Consider the following 25,169-nt stretch of genomic DNA (forward strand, 5'->3'; position numbering starts at 1 on the left):
ACGCAATGTTTGTTTGTAATGCGACTAGTTATTTCTTGCTTGCATTCTTGTTCGTTTTAAAAGTATTTTTCGAGTTCGCGAGTTTCTTCTTTTACTTCCTCGATGATTTGCTGACAACGTTCACGAGACATGCGGATGTTCATGCCAACAGTTATCATGTCCTCGTCAGTGGGTATGCCTTTGAAGTTGATGGTTGAGGCGTGTTCCCCCAGAGTGGCATCGTTGGTCAGGTCGTAGGCGGGTGCCAACGACCACTCACCATCACGACAGATGAAGCTGAAGTTACGTGCATGGTCATCCATGTTGTGGGCAAAGACATTGAATGCCATCCTTCGGAACTGCTGTTCAACAGCCTTAGGCGATTGTGTTAGATAGCCTGTCAACTGCAACAGATTGTGGTATTCCATCTTGGGAGGAGTAATTGGTTCATTCAATAGTGCGCTGGCTGTGACAATATGCAGGCGAACGTCGTTCTCAATGTCAAAACGGCGAACGGCAAAGTATTTGCCTTCTATCAGTTTGAAGTCTGGGACATCTATGCCACATTGGCGAGCAACCTTATTGTAATCGTATTCTAATTGGCCGATGTTTTTGGGGTCGTAGGTGTGACGGAACTTCACCAGCCAATGCCCGTCGGCATCAGAGAAGATACACTTAGGGCGCACGCCTCCAGAGTTGCCGCTCTTAAAATAAAGCATATCGGCATTATCGTTAGTCTTTTCAGATAGTACATCAAGTGCCATCTGCTGCATCTCGTCAAAAGAGCGTTGACCATCCTCTCGAATGAGTTTCGTTTCTGGTACATAGCATAAGGCTCCCATTCCTGAACTGCCAACTATACTCAGCCATTGTACAGGGGTTAATCCTTGTGGGTCAATGCCAGAATCCTTGAGTACCTTTCGTAGTAGGTATTCGCCATAGCCACCAGGCAGGCTGTCCTCGAAAACGCCAAAGTTGCCGTTGAATGGTTGATAGTCAGCAGAAAAGAGACCGGCTTTCAGCGGCAGTTGCAAAGGTGAAATAGAAAAACCATTCGAAAGCCAGTCTTTGTCATACTCAAATTGGCAAGTCGATCTGTTACCCATAGACAGAGTTCCCACTTTCCGTCCATGATACATCACGCTTACAGCATGTATATTCTTTATCATACGCCACGTTTTCTTGTACGGTTCTTATTGATTTCCAGCAGTTCCTCCATCGTGTCGTATTTCGGTTCTGACAGCAACTGCATGATTTCCTCGGAATAGCCTAATGCTTTCGCTAACTTCACATACGATTCCAAAGAGATGGAGTGTTTCAATTCAAAGCGCTGAATGGATGAAGCAGGCACGCCACTCATCTCTGCAAGACTCTTTGTGGAGAGTTTCTTTTCCAAGCGTCTTGCCTTCAAGTTCTCTGCCAACCGCTGCATAGTCACTTGTAGCGGATAAGGATCATAAACGAATTTGTTCTGCATCATATATTATGCGTATCTCTTGAATTTTGTGATTAACACATCAAATATGGTGTACAAAGATACGAATAATAATTCAAACTACCAAATATTTAGACACTTATTTCTTGCTTGCAGTATCTAATCTTTTAAGTGAATTTGGTGAATAATCTTAACAATAGCGCCTCTGAGATTTAAAAATTCTGAGCCAAAAATTTTTTCTGTGCGTACAGGCGAAATATGAGCATGTTCGTAAATCACTGAAAATGAGAGACTTACGAAATTAGCTTGAAAAGTGTAAAGAATTAGAACGCAATCGAATATTCGTTTAGGTTGTAACGGAGCCTGAGTTACACTGCAACGGAGGCTGTTTTGCATGGTAAAACAGCCTCCGTTGGGTTGTAAAACAGCCTCCGTTGCATGGTGAAATCGATAGGGGTCCTCCGAAAGGTCATTTTTGACCCATTTTTGCGTTCTAGTTTGCATTTTTTCAGAACCCCTTTTTTCGGCACTATTTCTTTACATGTTGTATGGTCGGTCTTGTTAGGTTGCTTAATATCTTATTTCTTGCTTGCTGCCTCCAACTCGTTGCGAATGACGTCGTTGCCAGGGAAGCCAATCTGCTTGAAGATCTGGTTGCCCTTGGTGTCGTAGATGGCATAGGTGGGAATGCCCTGCGACTCGTATTTGTCGAGAATATAGTTATACTGCTCCTTGGTGAGATAGAAGTGGTCGCCATCGATGTCCTTAATCATCTCCTGCCAAGTGGCGAGGGGCGATGTGGGCGAGGTGATATAGATAAACTGAATGTTCTTGCCTTTCAGCTCTTCCTTCAGAGGCTTCATGGCCTGATGTCCTGCACGACAGGGTCCACACCACGTAGCCCAGATGTCGATGAGCACGGCCTTGCCCTTGTATTTATCGAGGATGGTTTGTAGGATGTCCTCAGGCGCAACGTTGTCGAGTTTCTGATAGAACACATGCTCCTGACTGCCCAGTTGCTGGGCAATGCGCCGTTGTTCAGCCAGGTATTCTCTGACGACATTCCTGCAATCCTCATCAGTAAGCATTTCCTTTGCTACGTCATCGGAAGCATCGTCCTTTAAGATTCTCAGGATGGCTGGTATCGTGCGCACATCCGTATTGAAAACACTCTTCTCAGGGGCTTTCAAGTCGTAGGCACTCAACTCCGTATTCCAGAATGCTACGCTGCATGGCGAGCCTGGTTCATTGAGATATTTCCATGTGTAATTCGCCTCACTATAAGGAAGGATAAGCATGTTTTTGTTCTTCTCTACGTCTTCAAAATAGTTGTCGTTACCCCTATACACCATACCATTTGCCGTCAACCCATATTGACTGAATGTACTGGCAAAATTGCGAGTCCATTTTGCGAATTGTCTTTCGGCCTCCATGCACAGCAGGTCTTTGGCTGCCGTGGTGTATTTGGTCTTTTTAATGGCTTCGATGCGCTGGTTGAAGATGTCCGTCAGACATTTCAGGCGTTCTGCCGATGTGTTGCAGTCCTTGACCTTGAGATAGGTATTGTCTTCGTCCATTAAGGTCTCAAATTCGATTTCTGCATTTGTGAGGTCTATGTTGGTCTTGGCCATGTAGCCCTTGAAAGCTACAAACGGATTAGGATCGGAGGTAACTTTCATCAGGATGTTGGTTTCCTGACCAGGGGCGATAACGATATTGGCATTAGCCATCCCCTCTACGCCTACGGTCACCTCACGCGTCAGCCATAGAGGCACCTCAACCTTCACCGTTCCATCGTCAGCAAAGCGGAACTCCTTATTGAAATGGTCGTTAGAACCCAGTGGTTGAAAGTTGAGCATGAAGAAAGCCAACTCCATGCCTTTCTTAAAGCCCAGCATCTTCACCTTGATAGTGGCGATGCCTTTGTTAATCTTGGCAGCGGGCAGTGTCTCGTCCTTGGCATATTTCACGTTCTTCCAGTCGTCAGGGATCACCACATTCTGTTTTGTCTTGCTGCCGCAGATGTTCCAGAACTTGAAATCGCCATCGTTATAGCTCTCCAGGAAGTCCATCTCCTTGGTGTCGAGGGGTACGGGCTTGAAATGTAGAGCCAGCTGGGCCATGCCGCTTTCAGGCATCCAGAAGAGTGAGTCGAGCAGCAGGTCGCTCTCCTTCTCGTTGGTCTTTGCGCCACTTGTGATGCCATACTTCTTGCCATCTGGAGTCTTCAGAAACGAATGCTTGTCGAAGCGAATCCATTGGCCAGGCCTATAGTGTGCTGTGATGTGCATCACCGTTTCCGTTGGTTTCAGTTCTACTTGAGTGATGAAAAACTCGCCGTTATAGTTTCCCATAAAGGCTGAAGGATTCTTCCAAATAATGTCTTTAGCCTGTCCTGCCATTGCAACGATGGCGAGGAGGAAGGTAATGATGAATGATTTCATATGTGTTATTATTTTAGTGCCTCTTTCAGTTGTTTCATCTCGTGGTCGAAGTTATAGAAGCCGCGAATCTGCAAGTCATCGCGGACACGACGACCATCGGGGGTGATAGTTTCGTAGTGGGGAATGCCGCCAAAGCGGAAGAGTTCTTGCAGGCGGGTGAAATCATCGTTGGTGACGCAGACGGTCTCCTCGTCAGCCAACCACTCGGCCACATATTTCTTGTAGGCATCGCTGCCTTCGGTAGTTCGTTCTCCAGCGATGAAGACGAGTTTCACGTCGTCGCGTTTGCCTATCTCGGCACGTAGTTCCTTACTTTCCTGGATGGCAGAACGGCATGGGGCGCAGCTCATGCCCCAAAAATCGATGACTAGATAACGGCCTGGGTATTTGGCTGAAAGCGAACGGATGAGGTCAGCCATCGGCGCATTGGAAAGTGGCGTTGCCAATTCCGTCTGCCCCATTTCCTGAGAGTAGAATTCATCGGCCTTGGCTTTGACATAGGGATGTGTAAACGTATTGCTGACCATCGTATATTTCGACTCTACGGTAGGGATGCTGTTCAATACGCGTTCTCTTAATGAGTCTGGCAAATTTGGCGAATTCTTCAATGCCTCTATGGTACGTTCTTTCTCTGTCCGCCAATTACGGAACTCCGTCAGCATCTGCTTGTACAAACAAAGTTGCGCTATGAGTGTGTTGTCCTTGCTGCCGAGCATTTCGCGCAAAACCGCATAGTAATCATCCAGCCGCTTTTGACCTGTAGCCTTGAAGTAGGCTTGCGTGGCGGGTGATGCATACTGGAGACGGTTGACAAGGGAAAACAAATGGCTATTAGACAACATCAAAGGATTGTCAAAATCGACACGGTGCAAAGGCGCATAACTATTAGCGTCATTGAGAGCTTTCCAGTTGATGCTGTCAACAATCTCGTCATAATACACGCCGTCAACCTGTTTCATGACGTTGTATTTCATCATCATGGCATAATCCAAGAAGGCAGTAGCCAGATAGAGCTGTGCGTCGGAGAGTGCCAATTGCATCTCCATCGGTGTGAAATGGTCGCGATGACTCACCATGCCGATGCGATAAAGCATATTCCGCCACACCTCCTCAGCCAGCATCGCGGCATCGCTGAAAGAGCCTTGAAAAAGTGCCAGCGGATTACTCAGGTAGCCCGTCATTAATTTCGATTTCAGCCATCGCTCCACCTCGTGACTACTTCCATTATGATAGACGCACTCATAGCAGCCTTCTGCGTTTCTGCGTACCGTGATGTCGATAGTTTCACCAGGACGCGCAAAGAAGGGTATCTCGTCAAAATCAACCTTCGTCTCTTTGGTGCATAGCTTAGTGCTGACGGGATAGCTGGCCATGAATTGTTTCTCGAATGAGCCGTCTGGTGCGATATCGATGACCATCATGCCGTTCTCCTTCGCAAAAACATCGCCAACAAAACCTTCCAACGATTTGAATCCGAAGCGTTCTGCATCATATCCCTCGATACGTCCGCGAATGGTGATGGCGGCAGTGTTGTACCAATAGTCTGGGAGTGTGAAAGGATTAGCCGCTGACAGTTGTTGCATCGTAGGGGTATTCAGTTTGACGTGGCTATCGTGGATGCCAAGCAGCATGAATGCACCTGTTCCGTCGCCTTCGATGAAGTCGAATGCCTGCACCTTTTTCGGCATCGGCTCAAAATGCATCGTGAAGTTTGTCACTCCGCTTTCAGGCGACTGCACCCATGCGTCGAGGGCGATTCCCTCGGCTGAGCGCAACGGATAGCGGTTGCCGTCCTCGTCCATGAGGTAACTCTCCTTAACGAAGCGGAAATGATGTCCTGTCTCGTATTCCATCGTGAAATGTACGGTCGTCGCCGTATCGCTCATGATGACCTCACGGACTTCCAGTTCGCCGTCCGCCACATTTACGCAGGCCATTGCAACAGGACTCTTGATGGTCTTATAAGTATTTGCCTGCCCTGCCATTGTGACGAGGGCGAGGAGGAAGGTAATGATGAATGATTTCATATGTGTTATTATTTTAGCTTTTCTTTCAGTTCTTTCAAGTACATGTCAAAATTATAGTATCCATTAAAGCGTAGATCATCACGCACACGACGACCATCGGGGGTGAAAGTCTCGTAGTGGGGAATGCCATTAAACTGGAAGAGTTCCTGCATACGGGCGAACTCGGCATTTGTGATACAGATGGTCTCTTCGTCGGCCAGCCACTCGGCAACATAATTCTTATATGCATCGCTACCTCCGGCAATGCGTTCCTCAGCAATGAATACCAGCTTAATGTCGTCGCGCTTGGCAATCTTGGTACGCAGGTCCTTGCTGCTTTGGATGGCAGAGCGACAAGGCCCGCACCCCATGCCCCAGAAGTCAATCATCAGGTAGCGGCCTGGATATTTGGCAGAGATGCTGCGAATCAAATCGGCAGCCACATTGTTCTCGGGCAGAGGAGTGGAGAGTTCCTTCTGTGCCATCTTGCGTTCATAATACTGCTCCGTCTTTTGGCGAATATAGGCGTTTGTGTATCTGTTGGCAAAGATAGGAGTGAGATCGTCAATCCATCCGTTCTGGCGCCATCCATTGAAACGACTCATGAAATCCTTGTGGATGCTGATTTGTGCTATTAGGTTATCATGGTCACATCCCATCAGTTGACGCCAACCGTCATAGCTGAGTTGCATGCTTTTCACCTCATTCTCAGAGGTTGCCTCATAGATTAACATCTCAACATCATCATTTAAGGTCAAAGAATTGAACACGAGGTTCCTGACTGGCGTAGCATGTTGAACACGGTTGAGAAGATGGCTGTAGCTACTGCTGGAGAGCATCAGTGGATTATCGAAGTCCACACGGTGCAGCAATTTGAAGTTGTCTAAGTTTGACAGTTCCTTCCACTCTACGCTGTCTAGAATCTCTGTATAGTAGACGCCATCGCGTAATTCTTGCTTCATCAGGTCCATCTCATGATACATACCATAGTCTAAGACAGCTTCCGAATAGTAGGTCTGCATATCTGCGAGGGCCAGCTGTGCCTCGAATGGCGTGTAGTGTTTGTCGCGACATTCGTTGTTGAGCAGATAAAGCATGTTTTCCCATGTGCTTTCAGCTATAGCAGGCATCTCGCTAAATTTGCCTTCGAAGTAGGCTAAAGGGAAAATGAGTTCCTGGTAAGGATGCTCAGATTTTAGCAATCGTTCCACATCCTTACTGCTACCACTATTGTAATAGCACTCATATTTCCCCTGAGCGTTTTTCTTGATGGTGATGTCAATCGTCTCGCCAGGACGGGCAAAGAACGGAATGGCATCGAAGCCAACCTTGGAGTCGTGTGTATGGAATGACTGCCAAATGGGGTAGCTGATTTGGAACTTCTTCTTAAAGGTGCCGTCAGGGTTGATATCGAGCACTTGGGTGGCATCATCCTTCTCGAAGACATCCTCAAAGACGCACTCCATTGAGGTGAAGCCAAACTGCTCGGCGTTATATCCCTCAATGCTACCTTTGATGGTGATTGTGTCTGTCTTGAACCATTCGGCAGGCACGGAATAGGGATTCTTTGCCTGAATCTCTTGTATGGTGGGCGTCTTGAGTTTTGTCTTCTGGTCGTGGATACCCATCAGATAGAACGCTCTGCTGTTGTCAGCCTCTCTGTAGTCAAACAGTTGCACCTTTTTAGGCATTGGCTCAAAGTGCAGCGTGAAGTCTTTCGGCCCTGTTGATTCTCCATATGTGTTGAGTGCTATCCCCTCAGCTGAGCGCAATGGGTAGCGATTTCCCTCCTCGTCAACTAGGAAACTGGTGCTGTTGATGCTGAAATTCCGTCCCTTGGGATAGTCTATGGTGAAGTGAACGGTTGTTGCCGTATCCCTGAAGATAACTTCGCGGGCCTTCAACTCACCCCCAGGGATGTTGTGTGCCATAGCCACAGGGTTCTTAATCGTCTTAAACGTTTTTGCTTCAATACCCACGCTGAGTAGGGTGAAGAGAATGGTAATGATTGTTTTAAATCTCATAATTGTTAGGTTGCTATTCTGCGTTTTTATCTTTCTTTGGTTTCTGCGAGAAGCGGTAGCTGACGGTGAGCAAGGCATAGCGGCGCATGGAGTTGGTCCAGTATTCTGTGCGACCTTGCGAACTGACCCAGTATTGGAGACTGGATACCTGACCAAGGATGTCGTAGCCGCGAAGCTTGAATACCCATCGTCCTTGCTGGATGGACTTGGTGAGTGTGGCATCCCAATAAAGGCGGTTGTCGTTCATCTCGCTGTCGGTATAGCCTCGACGCGAATGTATGGTGAGGTCTGTATCGAAGGTGAAGTTCCATGGCAGTTTGTAGTTGCCGTTGAGGCCATAGGAGAAGTCCCAGATGTCAGTGGGCTGTTCGCCGATGGTGATGTTGCGATGGAAGTTGCGATAGGACACATCGCCCTTCATGTTGAGGTTGAACTTCTTGTTCTGGAAGCGAGCCTTGGTGCTGAAGGTGACCTCTGAAGTGCCCACACGACTGAGTTCGGCATTGGTGCTGTTAGCAGTGAAGGAAAGACCAGTGCTCTTCTTGTATCGCAGGGTCAGCGAGTTGTCGATATACCAGAACTTCTTTTTGCCGAGGGCACGGTTCCAGGTGGTTTTCAAACTGGTTGACCAGTTGCCGCTTTTGATGTTCTCAGGACGATAGGTGCGCACACCCGTTGTCAGGTCGTAGCTACAGCCTGAGACCCTGGGGTTGCGTGTCCACTCGTTGCTGAGGTTGAACCTGATGGTCTGGTCGATGCTGTCGCGACGTATGTAATACTCTGTTGAGAGGGTATGTGTGGAAGAAGGCTTCAAATCAGGATTACCTTGATAGATGTTGAGGGGGTCGCTGGTAATGGGACGGTCGATGAGATCAGTGACATCGGGTGTGAGGTCCCAAACATAGTATTGAAGATTGATATTTTGAGTCTGGATGGAGTCGTGTCGTGAGTAATAGGCATAGAGCTGAGGATTGAACAGCGTATAGTTGCGAGTGATGTCGGTGGTGAGCGGATCGCTCATGTAGTCCATCTTCTTTTGTTGGAAATTGGTTTGGAGATGACCAGAGACGTGAAAGGTGCGACTGATTCCGTTTTTGTAATTTCCCTTACTGAAATTGAAACTCACACCAGCCGTCTTGTCAATGGATTGTGTGTGCTGGTCGTAGCTATTCTGGGTGTCGAAAAGATAGTCGATGCTGTCGCGCAGGAATTCGTGACTGCTACTCTTCTCATCGTCGATCTGGAAGCCGGCAGAGGGCATTATTTGGATGTTCCTTCCTATGTGATAGGTATATTCCAGTGTGGCTTTTGCCTGGGCTCTGTGGCCAGGGTTTCGGGTCAGACGGTCGCGCATGTCGTGGGTGCCCAGTTTATGGTAGGTGTAATAGTTTAGGTTTGATGACTCGTGCTTGAGGAGCTTGTAATACATGCCGTCGAAGTTGAGCGTGATGGCGTCGCCCGTTTGCAAGCGCCTGCTGAGGTCGAAGTGGCCGTTGGTAAGAAAATTGCCGTTGTTGCTGTGTGTGCGATACCACGAGCTGTTGATGCTGTCGAGCATCAGCATATCGGCAGTGCTGACATCCCAGCCGTCGTTTTTGTAGTCTGCCTGGTCGTAGCTGGCTCGGAGGCTTGAGTAGAAACGGTACTTGCTGCTTGTGGCTCGCAACGTGTTTGAAATCCTGAGACTGTTGGCTTGGTTCCTTCCTATGCCATCAGATAGGCCGAAGGTGCTGGCATCGTTCATGTAGGTTTCGCTCTGGCTGCGATGCTCAGTGCGTTCGTCGTTCCATGTGGTATTCACCTCAGTGGTGCTCTCGAACTTGTCTTCTGGCGCACGATACACAAACTGACCGCCTATCTGTTTGAAGTGGTTGTCGCCCGATTGGCTTGTCCTGTCACGATAGTCTTCTCCGCCGTAGAACTCAGCCAACTCGTTAACGTTGTTCAAGCCACCAAAGAGTACACTTCGTGTCCTGTCGGAGAAGCGCAGGCCGAAGGCCTTGAGCTTATAGCGCCAGTCGCCTTCGTCGGATGCTCCACCACCAGTCTCGATGTTGGCCGAACCACCAATATTATATTCGCGCTTGAGGATGACGTCCATCGTGTATTCTTTCTTGTCTTCGTTGTCGATGCCCAGGAACTTGTTTTTCTCAGTCTGCTTCTTATACACCTCGACGTTCTTCACTGTGAAGTAGGGCAGGTTTTCGAGCATAATCTTGTTTCGACCCTTGAAGAAGTCGGCACCGTTCAGCGTCAGGTTATCAATCTTCTTGCCATTGACGAAGATTTCGCCGTCGTCATTCAGCTCAACGCCAGGCAGCTGCTTGATGAGACCGTCGAGCATCGAGCCTTCTGGCACGTTGAAGGCGTCGGCATTGAACACCAGCGTGTCGCCTCGCCACACCATCTTGACCTTGGTGGCTTGCACCACCACCTCGTTGAGTATGCCGCCTTCGAAATGATGCGCTTTGGCCGTCTTCTTCATATGGATTCTGGGTCCGTCGATATCGGTGGCTCGCTTGCTGATGTGCTTGACCTCGAAGTTGGTATAGGTTGTCTCGTAGTTGGGGTGCTCTGCCTTAATGATATATTTGGCAGGCTCATGAGAAATGCCAAAGTAATATTGCGTGGTGGCTGTCGATGATACGTATTCGTTCTTAAAGACCGTATTAGTGCGGATAACGGTGGAGTCGTCGCGCATCAGCGTGACTTGCACGTCGGGGATGGCGGCCTTTGTGAATCCGTCGGCCACATATCCAGAAAGGGTAACATATTCAACCTTCTTTTTCTTCTTCACCTTGGTGCTGTCCGTCTGTGCGAAGATGGCTAGGGTTGTAAAGGCCAAGAGTATGGTGATGAGTAATTGTCTCATAATAAGTTTAGTTTATTTGTCTTTACTCTTGGCATCAAGGTGATAGGTAAAGCTGATGCCCACATAGTGGTGGCGGAAGTCCCTCCACGAGGTGGTGCGCTGGTAGGCTGTCTGGTTGCTATAGAAGCCGTCCTGATTGTTGAGGATGTCCTGGAACTCCATCTTCAGGCGCGCTTTGTTCTTGAGAATCTTCCAAGTGATGGATCCGTTCCAGGTGAGGAGGTTCTTGTTCATCGACTGCATGGCATAGCCACGTCGTGTTTCGTCAGAGAGGTCGCTCTCGAAAACGAAGTTGCCAAAGGTGGCCTCGACGTTCAGACCATACTCGTTGTTCCACAGCGTGGTGTTCTGCTCTGGCGAGGCAGTGTATCGTATGCGATCGGCATCGATGATGGCATAGACAGACGACTTGAGCCAGTCTTTGTCGTAGGAGATGGTCAACTTGTTTCTGGGATGGAAGTCGGTTTGGCGTGTCAGCGTGCGCTCGGCCTGCGTGGGCAGCAGTGTGAGGAAGCCATAGTGGCGATCGTCTCTCAGACGGAAGTCGTTCTGCAGGCGCACGAAGTCGCCAAGGGCCTGGTCAATGTTCAGACGGAACTCCCACGACCTGCTGCCTTTCACGTTCTCTTGCCTACTGGTATAAACGGCCGTGGTGGGGTCGTAGCTCAGGGCGTTGACCTGATCGCGGTCAGAGGTGTGATGGCTGATGGTGGCGCTGATGTTGGTCTGACTCTTGGCAAGGACCATATTATATCTCAGCGAGATGTCGTGACTGTGCGAGTCTTTCAGGTTGGGATTGCCCTCACTGATATAAAGCGGATTGGTGAGGTCGCGATAGCCGATGGTCTGGAAGAGGTCGGGTAGACTGGTGTCAAACCTGTAGTTCACCTCGAAACCAATGGTCTTGGTGAGCTTCAGTGTGGCACGTAGCGAGGGAGTGACGAGCAGGCGACGACGCACGGCTGTGGTGTCGAGACTGCTGCGTGTGTAGTCGAGATGCGTGCGAATCCAGCTTGCCTCGACGTTGGGCATGAGTTGCAGGGGCGTGAGATTGATAGTCTGACCAATGCGCAGACTGTGGTTGATGTTGAAGCGATGGTTTCGATAGGTGTTGTCGTTGTCCTCGACACCATTGGTCATGAAGTCCTGACGACTGTGGTTCTGGTTGTAGGTGAAAGAATACTGTGCCTGAACCATCCATTTCTTGGTGATCCAGTGTGAGCGATGGACATCGGTATAGATGTTCAGCGATGTGCTGGGTTCTGTGTATTGCTGGTTGAGCAGGGACGAGGCGATGCCTTCCTGGTGCGAGGTGATGGTACGCTGCGTCTCGCTCTCTTCCTTGTTGTCGGTATAGTTGATGTTGAAGGTGGCGCCGAACGAGCCCTCCTTGACATAGTGCTCCCATCCAGCCCTGGTGTTGAGGTCGGTTCGATAGCCCTCGTCGTGGGTCTTCGTTATCTGAGACAAGATAGGGGTGTATGTATCGGAGGAAGAGGCGGCCTCGCTTTCCTCAGTGGTGTCTGTGCTATGCGAGCGACGCTTTTTGTGACTGGCCGAGGCGCTGAGGGTATAGGTGTTTAGCGAGTCCTTGGCCCAGCGCAGGTCGGCATTGATGGTGGGGGTCAGGGAATGGCTGCGCCAGTAGTTCTCGTTTTGACTGCGACTGGCTGCTGCGTTGGGGAAGTAGTTGTCGGTTTCCGTGTTGCGTGTTTCCCAGTTGTCATTGTGCACCAGACTACCAGTGAAGGAGTATTGGCTCCTCATCTCCTGTGTGCCCTCTTTCTTCTGCCATTTATGCTGATAGCCTGCCGTGCCTCCCTGTTCCTGTCCGTAGCCGCTGCCCCAGCTGCTGCTCCAGCTGTTCATGCCTTTGCGTACTCTCTTGTCAATGCTGTTGGCATCGGCATAAACCATGATGGGGTCGCTCTTCGACAGGCGGTTCATGCTCAGCTCGCTCTCGTAGTATCTGGGCGACTGGTAGCCAGCCGTCACGTCGCCATACCAGCGGTCAAGGAAGCCTGGCTTGATGGTGAGGTCGAGTACCATATCCTCCTTGCCATCGTCCTTCTTGGTGCGCTCAGAAAACTCGGAGGCTTTGTTATAGGCCTTGATGTCCTGCACGGCCTCGGCAGGCAACTGCTTCATCAGTTGGTCGCCACCAAGCATGCTCTCGCCATCCATCGTCAGGCGGATGGGCTTGCCGTTCCACGTCATCTTGCCTTCTTTGTCTACCTCGACGCCAGGTAACTTACTGATGAGTTCGTCAAGGCGGGCACCCTCCTGCAGGTGGAAGGCCTCAGGATGGAAGACAATGGTGTCGCCCCTGACGGAGAAGCGGCGGGCATGGCCTTGCACCTCGACCATCTTCAGCATTTGGGGGGATATCTTTAGTTCGATGGTGCCAACGTCGATGGTGTCTTTGTCACTGTCGCTAAAGGCCAACACGGACTTGCTCTTTTTGTAGTAGCCCAGCATAGAGGCCTCGACAGAGGCACGCCCGCTGGCAAACGAGAAGAACACGCCAAGGCTGTCGGTCTTGGTGGTATAAATACTTGAGCCATAGTCGGTTCTTTGAATGATTCGGACGGTGGCTTCAGGAAGGGTCTCCTTGGTCTCGGCATCCACCACGCGACCTTTGATAACGTCGGCATGAAGGGGTGTCAAACAGATGAACAGTGCAACGAAGGCAAGTAGCTGGGTGATGGTGATTGATTTCTTCATTATTTGGGTTTATGAGAATTGTTTGCAAAGTTAAGTGAATGCAGGCATATAACGTAAGAAATATTTAAAATATTGTAAGGTGTTTTGTTTATTTAACCTTTGTTTTTAGTTATTGGCATATGTCAATATATTGAAAAAACAATGGCCTATCCGCTTCGTGCAGAACAAAATACGCATATTTTTCGCTTTGATGGCGAACATTTTAAGAATTTATTTATTATCTTTGCACACGATTATGAATGACAGCATAAAGATAGGACTTGACGCCAAGCGCATCGTGCGAAACGGCACGGGATTGGGAAGCTATGGACGAACACTGGCCAACGACCTGGCCGCTATGGAAGAACTGAACCTGCTACTCTATGCACCCGATAAAGGAAGGGATGATTTGCGTGGACAGGTGCCTGAGCGACGGAACTTGAGCTATTGCTATCCGAAAGGCCTTTATACGATGCCTTTCTGCAAGGCTCTCTGGCGTACGAAGGGTATGGTTGGACAGATGGTGGAAGATGGCGTACAGGTGTTTCATGGCTTGTCGGGCGAACTGCCTGTGGGCATTCGCAAACGTGGCATCAAGACGGTGGTCACGATTCACGACTTGATTTTCATGCGTCATCCTGAATACTACAACAGTATTGACGTTAAGATATATACACGTAAGTTTCATCATGCTCTGCGCGAGGCTGACAGGATTGTGGCTATCAGCGAATGTACCAAGCGCGATATATGTGAGTTGGGTGGGGTGGACCCCAGTAGGGTGGACGTGATCTATCAGAGTTGCGCCCAGCGCTTTTCTGACTCGCCCGACGAGCGTGGCCTGTGGCGGGTGCGCCAAAAGTATGGCTTGCCCGACCGCTACATACTGAACGTGGGCAGCATTGAGCAGCGTAAGAACGTGCTACTGGCTGTTAAGGCGTTGCATCGACTGCCTGAGGACGTGTCGCTGGTGATTGTGGGGCGTCGCACGCCCTATGCCGACGAGGTGGTGAAATATGTGAATGAGACAGGACTCTGCGGACGTGTGCTGATTCTGCATGGGGTGCCCGACGAGGACTTGCCTGCGCTCTATCGCATGGCCGACATGTTTGTCTATCCTTCGCGCTATGAGGGCTTCGGCATCCCCATCATTGAGGCCATCCGCTTGGGACTGCCTGTGGTGGCCTGCACGGGCTCGTGTCTGGAAGAGGCTGGCGGACCTGACAGCCTGTATGTGGCGCCTGACGACGACGAGGCCATGGCGCACGCCATCAGTAAGGTGCTCTTTGGGGCTGAGGGCAGACAGCAGCGCATTGAACGGAGTATGACTTATGTGCAGCGTTTTGAGAATACGGGGGCTGCACAGCGTTTTGCGGACTTATATAGAGAGATGCTTTGAGATATGGAAAAGAAACATTTTGCACTGAAGAAACTGATGGCTGCAGTGGAGAAGGAACTGCTGCACAAGCCTAATCACAAAACACTGGACCGCCTGTCGCTGCTGGTGGGTTTCCAGGATTGGGATTCGTTTCAGGAGGCATTGCAGGGTGAGGCTGACGGACGTACTAACTACGAATCAAAGGAATATGGGGATCACGATGACTAAACTTCTGATGGCGGTTGGCTTGGTTGGGCTGATGGCTTGCAGCGATAAGAAGGATGCAGACGATGAGCTGAACCTGATGCCGCGCTTTGACACCACATGGAACATCTATGAGAGTTATGAGAAGCAGGAGGATGGATCCATTGTCTATAACTCATTGCCATGGGGTGGACTGGTGGCTTCGGTCAAGGAGAATAACCTGCCGGTTGACTGGTCGGACTATGAGTCGGTGACGTTTGAGTTTGCAGAACCTACGAACGTGGTGACGCAGATCATGGTGAACTCGAGTCTGAAGACGTGGGGAAAGCCTGGCATCAAATCGCTGACGTGCTATTTCGATGGACAGAATGTGAAGTCGGTGAGCGAGGTGGTGCTGCAAACGGCCGATACGGGACGCGTGGTGCTGAGCAAGGCTTACCTCTCGCCCAAGAATGCTACATGGACTCCCATTAGCTTGTGGAAGGGAAATTGCGAGACTGGCAATTGGCAGGATGGTTTCCTGCTGAGACCGGAGAAGTTTCAGGATGCCTATGAGGGCGACAAACTGGAGTTTGTGTTATCGACGGAGACGAGTAATCCGGAGGTGTCGTACTGGTTGCTGAAGACGGTGATCAACACCACGCCCAAAACACTCGAGGGTAATAGTAATGAGCAGAACCCATGGGGATGTGTACAGATTAGTAAGGGGGCCACGGTCTATAGGATTATACTGACGGCCAACGATGTGGTGAACCTGCGCGAGCATGGACTCTTTGTGAACGGCTATTATATCAACATCACACAGTGTAACCTGCTGCAAAAGGAATACCTGGAGTGATAAGGCGTTGAGTGAAGACATAAAAAAGCACCGCCGTTCCTTGGGAATAGCGGTGCTTTATTCTTTTGTTGAAGGCGATTCTTAATCCTCGCTGTTTGCGATGATAGCCGTACGCTTCTCCTTGATACGGGCTGCCTTACCAGTGAGCTTACGCAGGTAGTACAGCTTAGCGCGGCGAACCTTACCAACCTTGTTCACTTCAATGCTGTCAATGTTGGGCGACTCGATGGGGAAAATACGCTCCACACCGATGGTGCCTGACATCTTGCGAACAGTGAAACGCTTCTTCTCACCGTGACCTACGATCTTGATGACTACGCCACGATAGAGCTGGATGCGCTCCTTGGTACCCTCGATAATTTTGTAAGCGACAGTTACAGTGTCACCAGCCTTGAAGGTGGGGTGCTGCTTGCCGGTTGCAAATGCTTCTTCAGCAACTTTAATTAAATCCATTGTTTTATTGATAAATTAAATTTGTTGTATCGTTCCAACGCAACATAACAGGCAACTCTCCTATCTTCCTGCCAGCGATTACGCGGAAAGCGGGTGCAAAGGTACTGCTTTTTAAGTGAAAAGTGGTAATGGAATGGTGAAAAGTGGTCTTTATTAACGTTTTTTAGTAATAAATTCGCATCCGTAAGTTGCAGACTCTGAACTATTTTTGCTAATTTTGCAGAAAAATAAACTACTATGAGAAATGGTGTTTTCTTAGGGGCTGTGGCTTCGTTTTTGATGCTGACAGCCTGCACATCGCACTATCAAGTGACGAATGTGAGTCGTACAAGAATATTGATTGATAATACCTACGACGCAACGCCTGATGCTGCTGCGACGGCTTTTCTGGCACCCTATAAGCAGAAGGTTGACTCGGTGATGGGTCCTGTGGTGGGACAGGCTGCCTGCGACATGGTGGCGGAGCGTCCTGAGAGTAAGTTGTCGAACCTGCTGCCTGATATCTTTATGTATATGGCGAAGTATTATCAGGAGAAGCCTGACTTTGCCGTGTATAACATGGGCGGCATCCGTGCGTCCTTGCTGAGGGGTGACGTGACGGTGGGTGATGTGCTTGACATTGCGCCGTTTGAGAATAAGATTTGCTTCCTGACCATGACGGGCAAGCAGGTGACGCGTTTGTTTGAGCAGATTGCTGCGCGTGGTGGCGAGGGCGTCAGTCATGGTGTGCAGTTGGTTATCTCAAAGGACGGTGCTCTGGTGTCGGCGCGATTGAATGGAAAGGAGATTGATCCGAATGCCAGTTATCGCATTACGACAATCGACTATCTGGCGCAGGGTAATGATGGACTGTCTGTGTTCAAGGAGGCTACGGTGCTGAACTCTCCCTCGGATGCCAAGAACAATGCGCGTTATATCATTGCCGACTATTTCCGCGAGATGATGAAGGCGGGCAAGATTGTTGGCGCTGAGGTGGAAGGTCGTATCGTGGTGAAGTGAAAGGTGATATTTGAAAGGTGAATAACTCTATGAAGATGAGACGAATAGTAATGATGATAGCCCTGCTGCTGGTGGTGGTTTGTGGCAGCGCTAAGGGCACAAAGAAGATTACAGTGTTGCACACCAGCGATACGCATTCATGTATATTGCCGCTGAATAAGAGTCTGGCTGATACGTTGCTGGCCGACCGCGGCGGTTTCCTGCGTCGCATCGCCATGCTGAAGCAGGAACGTCAGAAGGAACCAAATCTGCTGTTATTCGACTGTGGCGACTTTTCGCAGGGCTCCAGCTACTATACGATGTTCAAGGGTGATGTGGAGGTGGAGCTGATGAACCGCATGCATTATGATGCAGCGACGATCGGTAACCATGAGTTTGACTTTGGCCTGGATAATATGATCCGACTGTTTAAGATGGCTGAGTTTCCTATCGTGTGCTCGAACTATGACTTTGGCGATACGGAATTGAAGGACATCGTGAAGCCTTATATCGTGCTGAAACGTCAGGGGGTGAAGATTGGCGTTTTTGCCTTGTGTCCGCCTTTAGAGGGACTGGTGTCGGCCAAGAACTACGGTCCGTTGAAGTTCCTGGATCCTGTGGAGGTGACTACTCGAATGGTGGATGTGTTGCGCCGTCAGGAGAAGTGTGATGTGGTGATCTGTTTGAGTCACCTGGGCTGGGAGGTGTCTGAGTATCCTGATGATAAGTTTATCAGTCAGACTAGTGGCATCGACCTGGTGCTGGGTGGGCATAGTCATACTTACTTGAAGACGCTGGGCTATGTGACTGACAAGGAGGGGCGTCAGGTGCCTGTTGACCACGAGGGTAAGCATGCTGTCTTTGTGGGCAAGATGCAGTTGACACTTACTCGAAATAAAGAGTAAATAGAAACATCTTTGTTCTGACGCCATCAATGCCGTTGACACTGTTCGAGAAGACGCGCTTGTTGGCGTCAGTCAGTTCGTTGACGTGGTTCTTGTCGAGGACGTTGGCTAGGCCATAGCAGAACTTAATCTCTGGAATGAGCTTGAAGAACGGCAGATATAGGTCGCAGCCCATACCAACGTTTATCATGGCATCGTAACGTTTCAGTTGGACGTAGTCTTGTCCTTTGCTCGACATGTTGACCATCGGACTGATACCTGCCACCACATAGGGGCGGTAGTTGTTGAAGCGTGGTGCCGAGAACTTCAAATCGATGGGTACCGACAGGTAGGTGTTCTTCAGGTCTTGGGTTTCTTCGCGTGGCTTTCCTGCGTCGTTCAGGTTGTCGAAGTCGCGAAACACCAGGTGCTTGGAACCGAAATGAAGGGTGGGGGATATGCGGATGTTGAAGTTGTCGCTGAGGCGCATGTCGCCCAGCACACCTACGCTGAATCCTGGGTTCCAGTTGTCCACATCGCAGGTGATGGTACGTGTGCTGCCGTCTTCCATGAGCTGCGGACCCACGTTACTTGTTTCGGCATCCTGGATGTTCACTCCCAGACTGATGCCGAAATGTAGAGGGCGCAGGTCGATATAGGGTTTGTTCTGCACCTTTCGCTTCTGTGCTACTGCTGTCATGGCGATAAGGACGAGCAGCATGATACTGACAATTCGTTTCATTATTATCAATAACGTAAAAATGTGTGGGTTATTGTTTTGGTGATTATTTCGACATAGTATAAATTATTAAAAAAACATACCTAAAGTTTGGTATTGTTCGGAAAAAGTTAGTATCTTTGCATCACTATAATTAAGTATTAACTCATAAAAATTAAGAACTATGGCATATGTAATTGGCGATGACTGTATCTCTTGTGGTACATGTCAGGGTGAGTGCCCCGTTGAGGCTATCTCTGAGGGTGCAGATAAGTACGTAATCGACGCTGATGCTTGCACTGAGTGCGGTACCTGCGCTAGCGTTTGTCCTTCTGAGGCTATCAGCCTGGGCTAATCAATTAGCTTCATAAACCCATAAGCGGGGAGTTCCTTTCGGAATTCCCCGCTTTTCTTATAAGTATATATATTAAATACGTTACCCATCTATTATCTTTCTGTAGTCTATCTATCATGGTTCTGGTATTAATATATAATAAATGCCGACCTTGCAGTAGTGCAGGGTCGGCATTCGTCGTATATGTGTTAGATGAATATTACTTCACCAACTTCTTCAGAGTCTCAACAGCCTTCTTTACCTCGGCGTCGTTGGGCTGAAGCTCCAGCAGCTTCTCTGCGTTGCTCAGGGCAGTCTTGTTGTCCTTCTGCTTCAGGTTGTAACGCATCAGGTATGAATAAGCGTCAAACAGACGGCTCTTGTCGGTCTCGTCGATGGTCTCGTGAGCATTGACAAGCTCGATAAGGCGTGTGAAGTGTGCCTTAGCGGTGCCCTTCAACTCGGTATCCAGCTGTGCGCTCAGACGTCCACGCTGCAACAGTGCAAACTCCTCGGCATCGGGATACTTGGCAATCAGGTCGGCCCACATCTGGTCGGCCTTGGCAAATTCTGCAATACGAGCGTCGCCTTCCAAAGAACGAGCGTAGCTGTTCTGCAACAGACCCAGACCGGCATAGTCGGTAGCGTCGGCGTCGGCCTTGGCGTTCAGGAACTGCTGATAGCTCTCGATAGCCTGGGGATAGTTCTTCATGCTTTTGTATGAGTCAGAGATGCCTTTGTAGATGTCGGCATGTACGCTCTTGTCCTCAGCCTTTGCCAGTGCCTCCTTATATTTGGCGATAGCCTCCTCAAACTGACCATTGCCATAGAATGCCTGTGCGTAGTTCTGATAGTCCATGTCTGAGATGGTTACGCTATCCTTGTTAACCTTGTTGAACAGGGTGTTGGCATACTCCAAAGCCTCGGGGAACTGCTTCAGCTCGTTGCTGCATAGCATGGCAATACGTGTCATGGTAGCATTCAGAGGCTCCTTGCTCAGACCGTCCTTCACGATGCTCAGTGCCTTAGCATACTGACGACCGTGGTAGTTGGCCATAGCATACTCGATGAAGTCCATACGGGTGAGATCGTTCTTGGCTACCTTTGAGAAGGCCTCGATAGCGGTAGCATAACGCATCTGTGAGTAGCTGATGTGGCCGATGAGACGGTCAACGGGATAGCCGGGAACCTCCTGACGGAGCTCCTCAAGCTTTGCCACAGCACCTTCGGGACTCACCTTACTATAGATGATAGCATACTTACGATAAGCCTCAGGGTTCTTGGGGTCAGAGTAGATAGCCTGCTCATACATTCTGGCTGCCTCACCACCGTTGTTGATTCCAGCGATGTCGCCCAGCAGGATATATGCGGGAGCATAGTCGTTCTTCTTCAGACTCAGAGCCTTGCTAGCGCAATCTTTTGCGTTGATAGAGTCACCAGCCTCGTAGAAAGCACGACCGAAAGCCATGAGGTTGTCGACGTTCTTCTTGTTCTTGTTAACGTAGTTCTTTACCTGCTTGCTGAAGTCAGCGGGCTTGTTCTTAATCAAACTCTTCAGGGCATCAACGTCGGCGCTTGTGCCGTCCTGTGCCATTGTGCCAACGCTGCATCCAAACAGCAGGGCACCCATCATAAAATATTTCATTGTCTTCATAATCATTTGGGTTTGAACAGTTAAACTTCGTATCCTAAATTGATATCCTTTTTACCTTTGATGTTTATTCTGACTAATCGTTTAATCTAGTCTATGACAACGTCGCGCACGGAATACTCGGCTCGGGCAGGGAAGAGACCTGCGTTGAAGAAGATCAGCTGACCAGGATTAGGCAGCCAGCAGAAGTTCTTGAAGGCACGAGCCACACCCGTTGAACGCGGGTCTATGCAGATGGCATAGATGGTACGAATGAAGGGGTAATAGTTGTAGGCGATGTTCCACTGCGAGGGCTTGTAGGTATTCTCACGCAGCGCCTCCTTGGCTCTTCCCACTTTCATCACGGTGATATTGCGGTTGTACGTCAGGTTTGTGGTGTCGCGCTGGTCGTTCAACCAGATGGAGCCCACCACGCCGATGGCGTTCTTGTTGTTCTCTACATATTCTACCACCTCGGCACTGGTCATGGCGGCCTTCACATTGCCGTCGGTCTTCACCTGTTTGCCTTGCATGATGGAGTCGACCACATAGCGCAGTGTGCCCGACTTGGGGTTGTCGAAGGCCACTTTAATTTTGCCCATCTTTGATTCTGGGTTCAATTCGCTCCATTGAGTCACCTCGCCCGCCATAATCTTACGGAAGGTGTCAACAGTGATCAGTGTGTCGGGGTTGGCTTTGTTCACAATGAGGGCCAAGGCATCGTAAGCCAGTTCGGTGCATGTTGGCCTATATTTCATTTGCTTAAGCGTTTCTTCTTCGTTGGGGGTCAGTCGGCGGGTGGTGAACACCAGCAGGACTTCCTGGTTCATCAGTTTCTCTACGGCCTCCTGCTCACTGATGTAGAGCGGATAGATGGAGTCGCGCTTGTTCTTCATGTTGAAGATGTCCAGTTCCTCGTTGATGATGGGACTCAGACTCTCGTCGGCAGCAAAGTACTTAGACTGCTGCTTGTAGGTATCGTCAGAAGGCTTGTTCCCACATGATGGGAACAAGCCTATAAAGAGTGACAATCCAATTAATAATGTATTGAATTGGGTTCTATTCATTTTTTTTGTTTGATGCTTACTGGAGTTTGAAGGTAACAGGCAGAGTGAACTTCACACGTACAGCAGAACCGTTCTGCTTACCAGGAATCCACTTTGGCATAGCCTTCAGCACACGTACGGCTTCCTTATCGAGTGAGGGGTCAACGGAACGAACCACCTTGATGTCGGTGATTGAACCGTCACGCTCTACGACGAAGGTACATACTACACGACCCTGGATACCGTTTTCCTCGGCAATAGCAGGGTAGCGAATTGACTTGTGGAGGTAGTCCATCAGAGCCTGATCGCCGCCTTTGAAAGAAGGCATCTGCTCTACTACGTCCCAAACCTTTGTCTCTTCTCTCACAGGGGGAACCTCGTCTACCACTTTTTCAGTTACTTTCAACACGTGGTCAGCCTCGTCACTACCTTTGTCATAGTCAACGGCACCTACGGCCACATCACTCTGGGCGATTTCGTCCTGAGTCTTAGTAACCTGATCGGGGGCGTCGTCTTCCATTTCATAGGCGGTGAACTTCTCAGAGTTCATGACGGTCTCCTCAGCAACGAGCTGCTCCAGCTCCTCAACGTCGTAGACCACCTCTTCCTCTTCCTGTTCCTCAGCCTCTTCCTCAATCTGCTCAAGAGTTACCTCGGTCTCGTGTTCAGCCTGTGCTGCTGCGATGGCTTCAGAAGCCACGTTAACCAGCAGGAAGCTACCCACGATAGCGATGATACCGGCAAAGAGAGCCAGCATCGCATAGAGGTTACGCTTGTTGGTATTCTGACGAATGGCATAAGCACCGTAGGCCTCGTTCTTTCCTTCGAATACGAGGTCAATCCATTTTTGATCTAACAGATCTATCTTAGACATAGTTCTTTCGTTTTAATGGGTTAATCGATCTTAATACCGTTCTCAATCAGAATAGGCAGATCCTTTTCAGGGTCAATCTTATCGATCACGTACTTACCGATACAGCAAATCTGCATCTCGTCCAGAATCGTTACGAGGTTGTCGTAGTTTGAGTTGTCCAGAGGCTTGATGTTCACAGCCAGTGTGGGCACCATATTGGTCTCTGTAAAGTCTCTCATGTCCTTGTCAACCTTGTCGTAGCGAGCCTTATCGAGCTGGTCGTTGTTAACAATATCCACGTGACCCTTCTTAATCATGATCATAGCACGGTTATAGACAGAGTCATTGGCTTCCTGCTGGCTCTTAGGCAGAGCGTTAAACCAGTTGTCCAACTGCTTCTTGGCGTCCATCAGCACTTTGGTAGGAGCGTGACGGTGGTTGCGAAGCACTTCGCGGATACCTTCCTTACCCCATGTGGTCTCCTTCAGGAACTCGGGCTTACCGAAGTCTTCCTTGTGGTCCACGATGTAGTAGTACAGTTTGTTATCAGCAGCCAGATACAATGTGATGGTCTGCTCGGTCTTTGACTTATCCTTGTCTTCAGCCGTCATGGTATCATCCTTTGCAGGCATGGTCAGGTGCATAGCCTGAGGCTTAGCCAAAGTTGTACACAGCATGAAGAAGGTAATAAGAAGCATCATCATATCCACCATCGGCGTGAAGTCGACGCGGACATTCATCTTTTTCTGCTTGCTTTCTTTTTGTTTAGCCATATCTTATTCCTCCAATTTCTTTAACTGTGTAACCAACTTATAGCGGCTCTCGTTGATGTCCTGCAATTCTGCAATAACCATTTTAACCGCGCTGTAAGGAGTCTCCTTATCTGCCTTGATGCAGATTTCGAGCTTATTGGCAACACCAACCTTCTCGGCATCAGCCAGATCGTTGTACCACTCCTTATAACCATTCTTCATTGCTTTCACCCAGAGTTGGAATTCACTCATCTTGTCCTCACGGTTCTGCAAGCTATCGGTAGGAATACCGGTAGTCTTCAGCAGTTTCACCTGATCCTCGTGCGTTCTGCTCAGATATTCGGGCAGGCTCTTCACGGGAATACCAATCTGAGTACCTACCAGGAAATCCTTCTTCTGTTCAGGTGTGAGGGTTGTTTCGCGCTCTTTCAGCATCTGATCCAGCGCTTTCTCCAACGTCACGGTCTTGTCTGTTCCCATCAACACGCGGCCCTGTGGGTCGATAGTGATGTCGAGCACTGCCGATGAAGATACCTTAGCCATGGTCGTAGAACCAGGCGTAACAACCTTCACCACTTCGTTCTTCGTGAAGTTTGCACTCAGCATGAAGAACGTCAGCAGCAGCACCATCACGTCCGACATGGGCGTCATGTCAATCCAGACGTCGGTTTTCTTAATTTTTATCTTACCCATAGTGGTTTAATATTTAAAGGGTTAGACAAAATTAAGCCTCGTCTGCGTGTGTAGCGTTGTAGGTCTGAGCCAGTGAATAACCAATCTCGTCCAGTGCAAACGAAATCTTGTCGATGCGGTTGGTGAAGAAGTTGTAAGATACAACTGCGAGCCAAGAAGTACCGATACCGAAGGCAGTGTTAATCAGAGCCTCAGAGATACCAGCAGACAGCTCAACAGAGTCACCACCACCACCTTGTGCCAGAGCCTGGAATGACTTGATCATACCAACCACAGTACCGAGCAGACCAGTCAGAGTACCCAGAGTAACGATGGTTGCGATGATGGGCAGGTTCATGGTCAGAGTAGGCATCTCAACAGCGATAGCCTCCTCGTGAGCAGCCTGGATGCGAGCGATCTTCACTTCCTTCTTTACACCCTGAGCGGCGTCAGCCTCTTTGTATGCCATAACAGTAGCGCGAACAACGTTAGCCACTGAACCACCCTGAGCGTTGCAGTGCTGCAGAGCAGCGTCGAAGTTCAGAGCCTTCAGGTCAGCCTTAATCTTAGCCAGGAAAGCAGCGAGCTTCTCCTTACCGATACACTTGCTCAGAGCGAGCACGCGCTCGATAGCCATGAAGATAACGGTGAGCAACAGAGTGTGGATCACAGGCACGATAACACCACCCTTATAGATGGTACCCCAGATGTTCAGAGGAGAACCTGCGGGATCGCCACCTTCGAAGTTAGCTGACTGACCGAAGTTCAGGAAGAAGTTCAAGAAAGCGATAACTGCGCAAATTGCAATCACCCAGATAGCGTCCTTAATACCAACGCTGCTTGTCTTTTTTGCTGCGGGAGCAGCAGGTTTTGTTGTTGCCATAATTTTGTTTTTTTTGTTTTTGAGTTATTAAATGAATTAAATGTATGTTGTTCAATAATATGCTAGTTAGCGAGCGTATATACCAC

21 protein-coding genes are annotated in these 25,169 nt (G+C 49.3%); 6 read left to right on the top strand and 15 right to left on the bottom strand.

The annotated features are described in order from the left end of the window. Positions 1–56: 56 nt before the first annotated feature. The 7 genes from M1D30_RS01020 to M1D30_RS01050 form a co-directional block, all read right to left on the bottom strand. The gene (locus tag M1D30_RS01020; RefSeq protein WP_371874180.1) at positions 57–1,145 is read right to left on the bottom strand and encodes a type II toxin-antitoxin system HipA family toxin; all 1,089 of its coding nucleotides are present in this window, start codon (positions 1,143–1,145) and stop codon (positions 57–59) included. Continuing rightward, a complete protein-coding gene (locus M1D30_RS01025) occupies positions 1,145–1,456 on the bottom strand; it encodes a helix-turn-helix domain-containing protein (RefSeq protein WP_248507674.1) in 312 nt (103 codons plus the stop codon). Before M1D30_RS01025 ends, M1D30_RS01020 begins: the two co-directional genes overlap by 1 nt. A 536-nt stretch (positions 1,457–1,992) precedes the next feature. Next, on the bottom strand, positions 1,993–3,858 hold the full coding sequence (locus tag M1D30_RS01030; RefSeq protein ID WP_248505329.1) for a TlpA disulfide reductase family protein: 1,866 nt from the start codon (positions 3,856–3,858) through the stop codon (positions 1,993–1,995). Between the two features lie 8 nt (positions 3,859–3,866). Continuing rightward, the gene (locus tag M1D30_RS01035; protein ID WP_248505331.1) at positions 3,867–5,885 is read right to left on the bottom strand and encodes a hypothetical protein; all 2,019 of its coding nucleotides are present in this window, start codon (positions 5,883–5,885) and stop codon (positions 3,867–3,869) included. Between the two features lie 8 nt (positions 5,886–5,893). Further along, a complete protein-coding gene (locus M1D30_RS01040; protein ID WP_248505333.1) occupies positions 5,894–7,888 on the bottom strand; it encodes a thioredoxin family protein in 1,995 nt (664 codons plus the stop codon). 13 nt (positions 7,889–7,901) lie between these two features. After that, positions 7,902–10,760, bottom strand: a complete 2,859-nt coding sequence (locus tag M1D30_RS01045; protein WP_248505335.1) for an outer membrane beta-barrel protein — start codon at positions 10,758–10,760, stop codon at positions 7,902–7,904. Positions 10,761–10,772: 12 nt separating this feature from the next. Beyond that, positions 10,773–13,484 carry a TonB-dependent receptor gene (locus tag M1D30_RS01050; RefSeq protein ID WP_248505337.1) on the bottom strand — a complete coding sequence of 904 codons (2,712 nt, stop codon included), beginning with the start codon at positions 13,482–13,484 and terminating at the stop codon, positions 10,773–10,775. 235 nt (positions 13,485–13,719) lie between these two features. On the opposite strand from M1D30_RS01050, the gene M1D30_RS01055 reads away from it, so the two are divergent. Genes M1D30_RS01055 through M1D30_RS01065 form a run of 3 tightly spaced genes read left to right on the top strand, consistent with a single transcriptional unit; the run spans position 13,720 to position 15,880 of the window. Next, the gene (locus tag M1D30_RS01055; protein ID WP_248505338.1) at positions 13,720–14,859 is read left to right on the top strand and encodes a glycosyltransferase family 1 protein; all 1,140 of its coding nucleotides are present in this window, start codon (positions 13,720–13,722) and stop codon (positions 14,857–14,859) included. Between the two features lie 3 nt (positions 14,860–14,862). Beyond that, the gene (locus tag M1D30_RS01060; RefSeq protein WP_248505340.1) at positions 14,863–15,066 is read left to right on the top strand and encodes a hypothetical protein; all 204 of its coding nucleotides are present in this window, start codon (positions 14,863–14,865) and stop codon (positions 15,064–15,066) included. Next, entirely contained in the window at positions 15,059–15,880 is an 822-nt protein-coding gene (locus M1D30_RS01065; protein ID WP_248505342.1) for a hypothetical protein, read from the top strand. The genes M1D30_RS01060 and M1D30_RS01065 overlap by 8 nt, the downstream gene beginning before the upstream one ends. A gap of 81 nt (positions 15,881–15,961) precedes the next feature. On the opposite strand, the gene rplS is transcribed toward M1D30_RS01065, so the two are convergent. Then, positions 15,962–16,333: a 50S ribosomal protein L19 gene (gene rplS, locus M1D30_RS01070; protein WP_248505344.1), complete on the bottom strand. Its 372-nt coding sequence runs from the start codon at positions 16,331–16,333 to the stop codon at positions 15,962–15,964. A 237-nt stretch (positions 16,334–16,570) separates the two neighbouring features. Here rplS and M1D30_RS01075 point away from each other — a divergent pair, with 237 nt between their 5' ends. After that, positions 16,571–17,332, top strand: coding sequence for a 5'-nucleotidase C-terminal domain-containing protein (locus M1D30_RS01075; RefSeq protein ID WP_248505346.1), 762 nt, complete (start codon positions 16,571–16,573; stop codon positions 17,330–17,332). 35 nt (positions 17,333–17,367) lie between these two features. Then, entirely contained in the window at positions 17,368–18,216 is an 849-nt protein-coding gene (locus tag M1D30_RS01080) for a bifunctional UDP-sugar hydrolase/5'-nucleotidase (RefSeq protein WP_371874141.1), read from the top strand. Here the strand turns inward: M1D30_RS01080 and M1D30_RS01085 are convergent. Then, complete coding sequence (locus tag M1D30_RS01085; RefSeq protein ID WP_248505348.1) at positions 18,197–18,937, bottom strand: porin family protein; 741 nt, start codon at positions 18,935–18,937, stop codon at positions 18,197–18,199. The genes M1D30_RS01080 and M1D30_RS01085 overlap by 20 nt on opposite strands. Positions 18,938–19,097: 160 nt before the next feature. Here M1D30_RS01085 and M1D30_RS01090 point away from each other — a divergent pair, with 160 nt between their 5' ends. Then, the gene (locus M1D30_RS01090) at positions 19,098–19,268 is read left to right on the top strand and encodes a 4Fe-4S binding protein (protein WP_091813699.1); all 171 of its coding nucleotides are present in this window, start codon (positions 19,098–19,100) and stop codon (positions 19,266–19,268) included. A gap of 199 nt (positions 19,269–19,467) precedes the next feature. On the opposite strand, the gene M1D30_RS01095 is transcribed toward M1D30_RS01090, so the two are convergent. The 6 genes from M1D30_RS01095 to M1D30_RS01120 form a co-directional block, all read right to left on the bottom strand. Continuing rightward, on the bottom strand, positions 19,468–20,901 hold the full coding sequence (locus M1D30_RS01095) for a lipopolysaccharide assembly protein LapB (protein ID WP_248505350.1): 1,434 nt from the start codon (positions 20,899–20,901) through the stop codon (positions 19,468–19,470). An 86-nt stretch (positions 20,902–20,987) separates the two neighbouring features. Then, on the bottom strand, positions 20,988–21,944 hold the full coding sequence (locus tag M1D30_RS01100) for a PstS family phosphate ABC transporter substrate-binding protein (protein ID WP_248505352.1): 957 nt from the start codon (positions 21,942–21,944) through the stop codon (positions 20,988–20,990). A gap of 16 nt (positions 21,945–21,960) precedes the next feature. Next, positions 21,961–22,797: an energy transducer TonB gene (locus M1D30_RS01105; RefSeq protein WP_248505354.1), complete on the bottom strand. Its 837-nt coding sequence runs from the start codon at positions 22,795–22,797 to the stop codon at positions 21,961–21,963. Between the two features lie 20 nt (positions 22,798–22,817). After that, a complete protein-coding gene (locus tag M1D30_RS01110; protein WP_248505356.1) occupies positions 22,818–23,549 on the bottom strand; it encodes a biopolymer transporter ExbD in 732 nt (243 codons plus the stop codon). A 3-nt stretch (positions 23,550–23,552) separates the two neighbouring features. Further along, positions 23,553–24,221 (bottom strand): biopolymer transporter ExbD, encoded by a 669-nt coding sequence (locus M1D30_RS01115; RefSeq protein ID WP_248505364.1) that lies wholly within the window; start codon positions 24,219–24,221, stop codon positions 23,553–23,555. Between the two features lie 31 nt (positions 24,222–24,252). Then, positions 24,253–25,083: a MotA/TolQ/ExbB proton channel family protein gene (locus M1D30_RS01120; protein WP_248505366.1), complete on the bottom strand. Its 831-nt coding sequence runs from the start codon at positions 25,081–25,083 to the stop codon at positions 24,253–24,255. Positions 25,084–25,169: the final 86 nt, after the last annotated feature.

This window comes from Prevotella sp. E15-22, assembly GCF_023204875.1.
GTDB lineage: Bacteria > Bacteroidota > Bacteroidia > Bacteroidales > Bacteroidaceae > Prevotella.

Bases quoted from the DNA above. Each gene is read 5' to 3' on its own strand.
- M1D30_RS01025 (WP_248507674.1), bottom strand. From the start codon at position 1,456: ATGCAGAACAAATTCGTTTATGATCCTTATCCGCTACAAGTGACTATG.
- M1D30_RS01030 (WP_248505329.1), bottom strand. From the start codon at position 3,858: ATGAAATCATTCATCATTACCTTCCTCCTCGCCATCGTTGCAATGGCA.
- M1D30_RS01035 (WP_248505331.1), bottom strand. From the start codon at position 5,885: ATGAAATCATTCATCATTACCTTCCTCCTCGCCCTCGTCACAATGGCA.
- M1D30_RS01040 (WP_248505333.1), bottom strand. From the start codon at position 7,888: ATGAGATTTAAAACAATCATTACCATTCTCTTCACCCTACTCAGCGTG.
- M1D30_RS01045 (WP_248505335.1), bottom strand. From the start codon at position 10,760: ATGAGACAATTACTCATCACCATACTCTTGGCCTTTACAACCCTAGCC.
- M1D30_RS01050 (WP_248505337.1), bottom strand. From the start codon at position 13,484: ATGAAGAAATCAATCACCATCACCCAGCTACTTGCCTTCGTTGCACTG.
- M1D30_RS01055 (WP_248505338.1), top strand. From the start codon at position 13,720: ATGAATGACAGCATAAAGATAGGACTTGACGCCAAGCGCATCGTGCGA.
- M1D30_RS01060 (WP_248505340.1), top strand. From the start codon at position 14,863: ATGGAAAAGAAACATTTTGCACTGAAGAAACTGATGGCTGCAGTGGAG.
- M1D30_RS01065 (WP_248505342.1), top strand. From the start codon at position 15,059: ATGACTAAACTTCTGATGGCGGTTGGCTTGGTTGGGCTGATGGCTTGC.
- rplS (WP_248505344.1), bottom strand. From the start codon at position 16,333: ATGGATTTAATTAAAGTTGCTGAAGAAGCATTTGCAACCGGCAAGCAG.
- M1D30_RS01075 (WP_248505346.1), top strand. From the start codon at position 16,571: ATGAGAAATGGTGTTTTCTTAGGGGCTGTGGCTTCGTTTTTGATGCTG.
- M1D30_RS01080 (WP_371874141.1), top strand. From the start codon at position 17,368: ATGAGACGAATAGTAATGATGATAGCCCTGCTGCTGGTGGTGGTTTGT.
- M1D30_RS01085 (WP_248505348.1), bottom strand. From the start codon at position 18,937: ATGAAACGAATTGTCAGTATCATGCTGCTCGTCCTTATCGCCATGACA.
- M1D30_RS01090 (WP_091813699.1), top strand. From the start codon at position 19,098: ATGGCATATGTAATTGGCGATGACTGTATCTCTTGTGGTACATGTCAG.
- M1D30_RS01095 (WP_248505350.1), bottom strand. From the start codon at position 20,901: ATGAAGACAATGAAATATTTTATGATGGGTGCCCTGCTGTTTGGATGC.
- M1D30_RS01100 (WP_248505352.1), bottom strand. From the start codon at position 21,944: ATGAATAGAACCCAATTCAATACATTATTAATTGGATTGTCACTCTTT.
- M1D30_RS01105 (WP_248505354.1), bottom strand. From the start codon at position 22,797: ATGTCTAAGATAGATCTGTTAGATCAAAAATGGATTGACCTCGTATTC.
- M1D30_RS01110 (WP_248505356.1), bottom strand. From the start codon at position 23,549: ATGGCTAAACAAAAAGAAAGCAAGCAGAAAAAGATGAATGTCCGCGTC.
- M1D30_RS01115 (WP_248505364.1), bottom strand. From the start codon at position 24,221: ATGGGTAAGATAAAAATTAAGAAAACCGACGTCTGGATTGACATGACG.
- M1D30_RS01120 (WP_248505366.1), bottom strand. From the start codon at position 25,083: ATGGCAACAACAAAACCTGCTGCTCCCGCAGCAAAAAAGACAAGCAGC.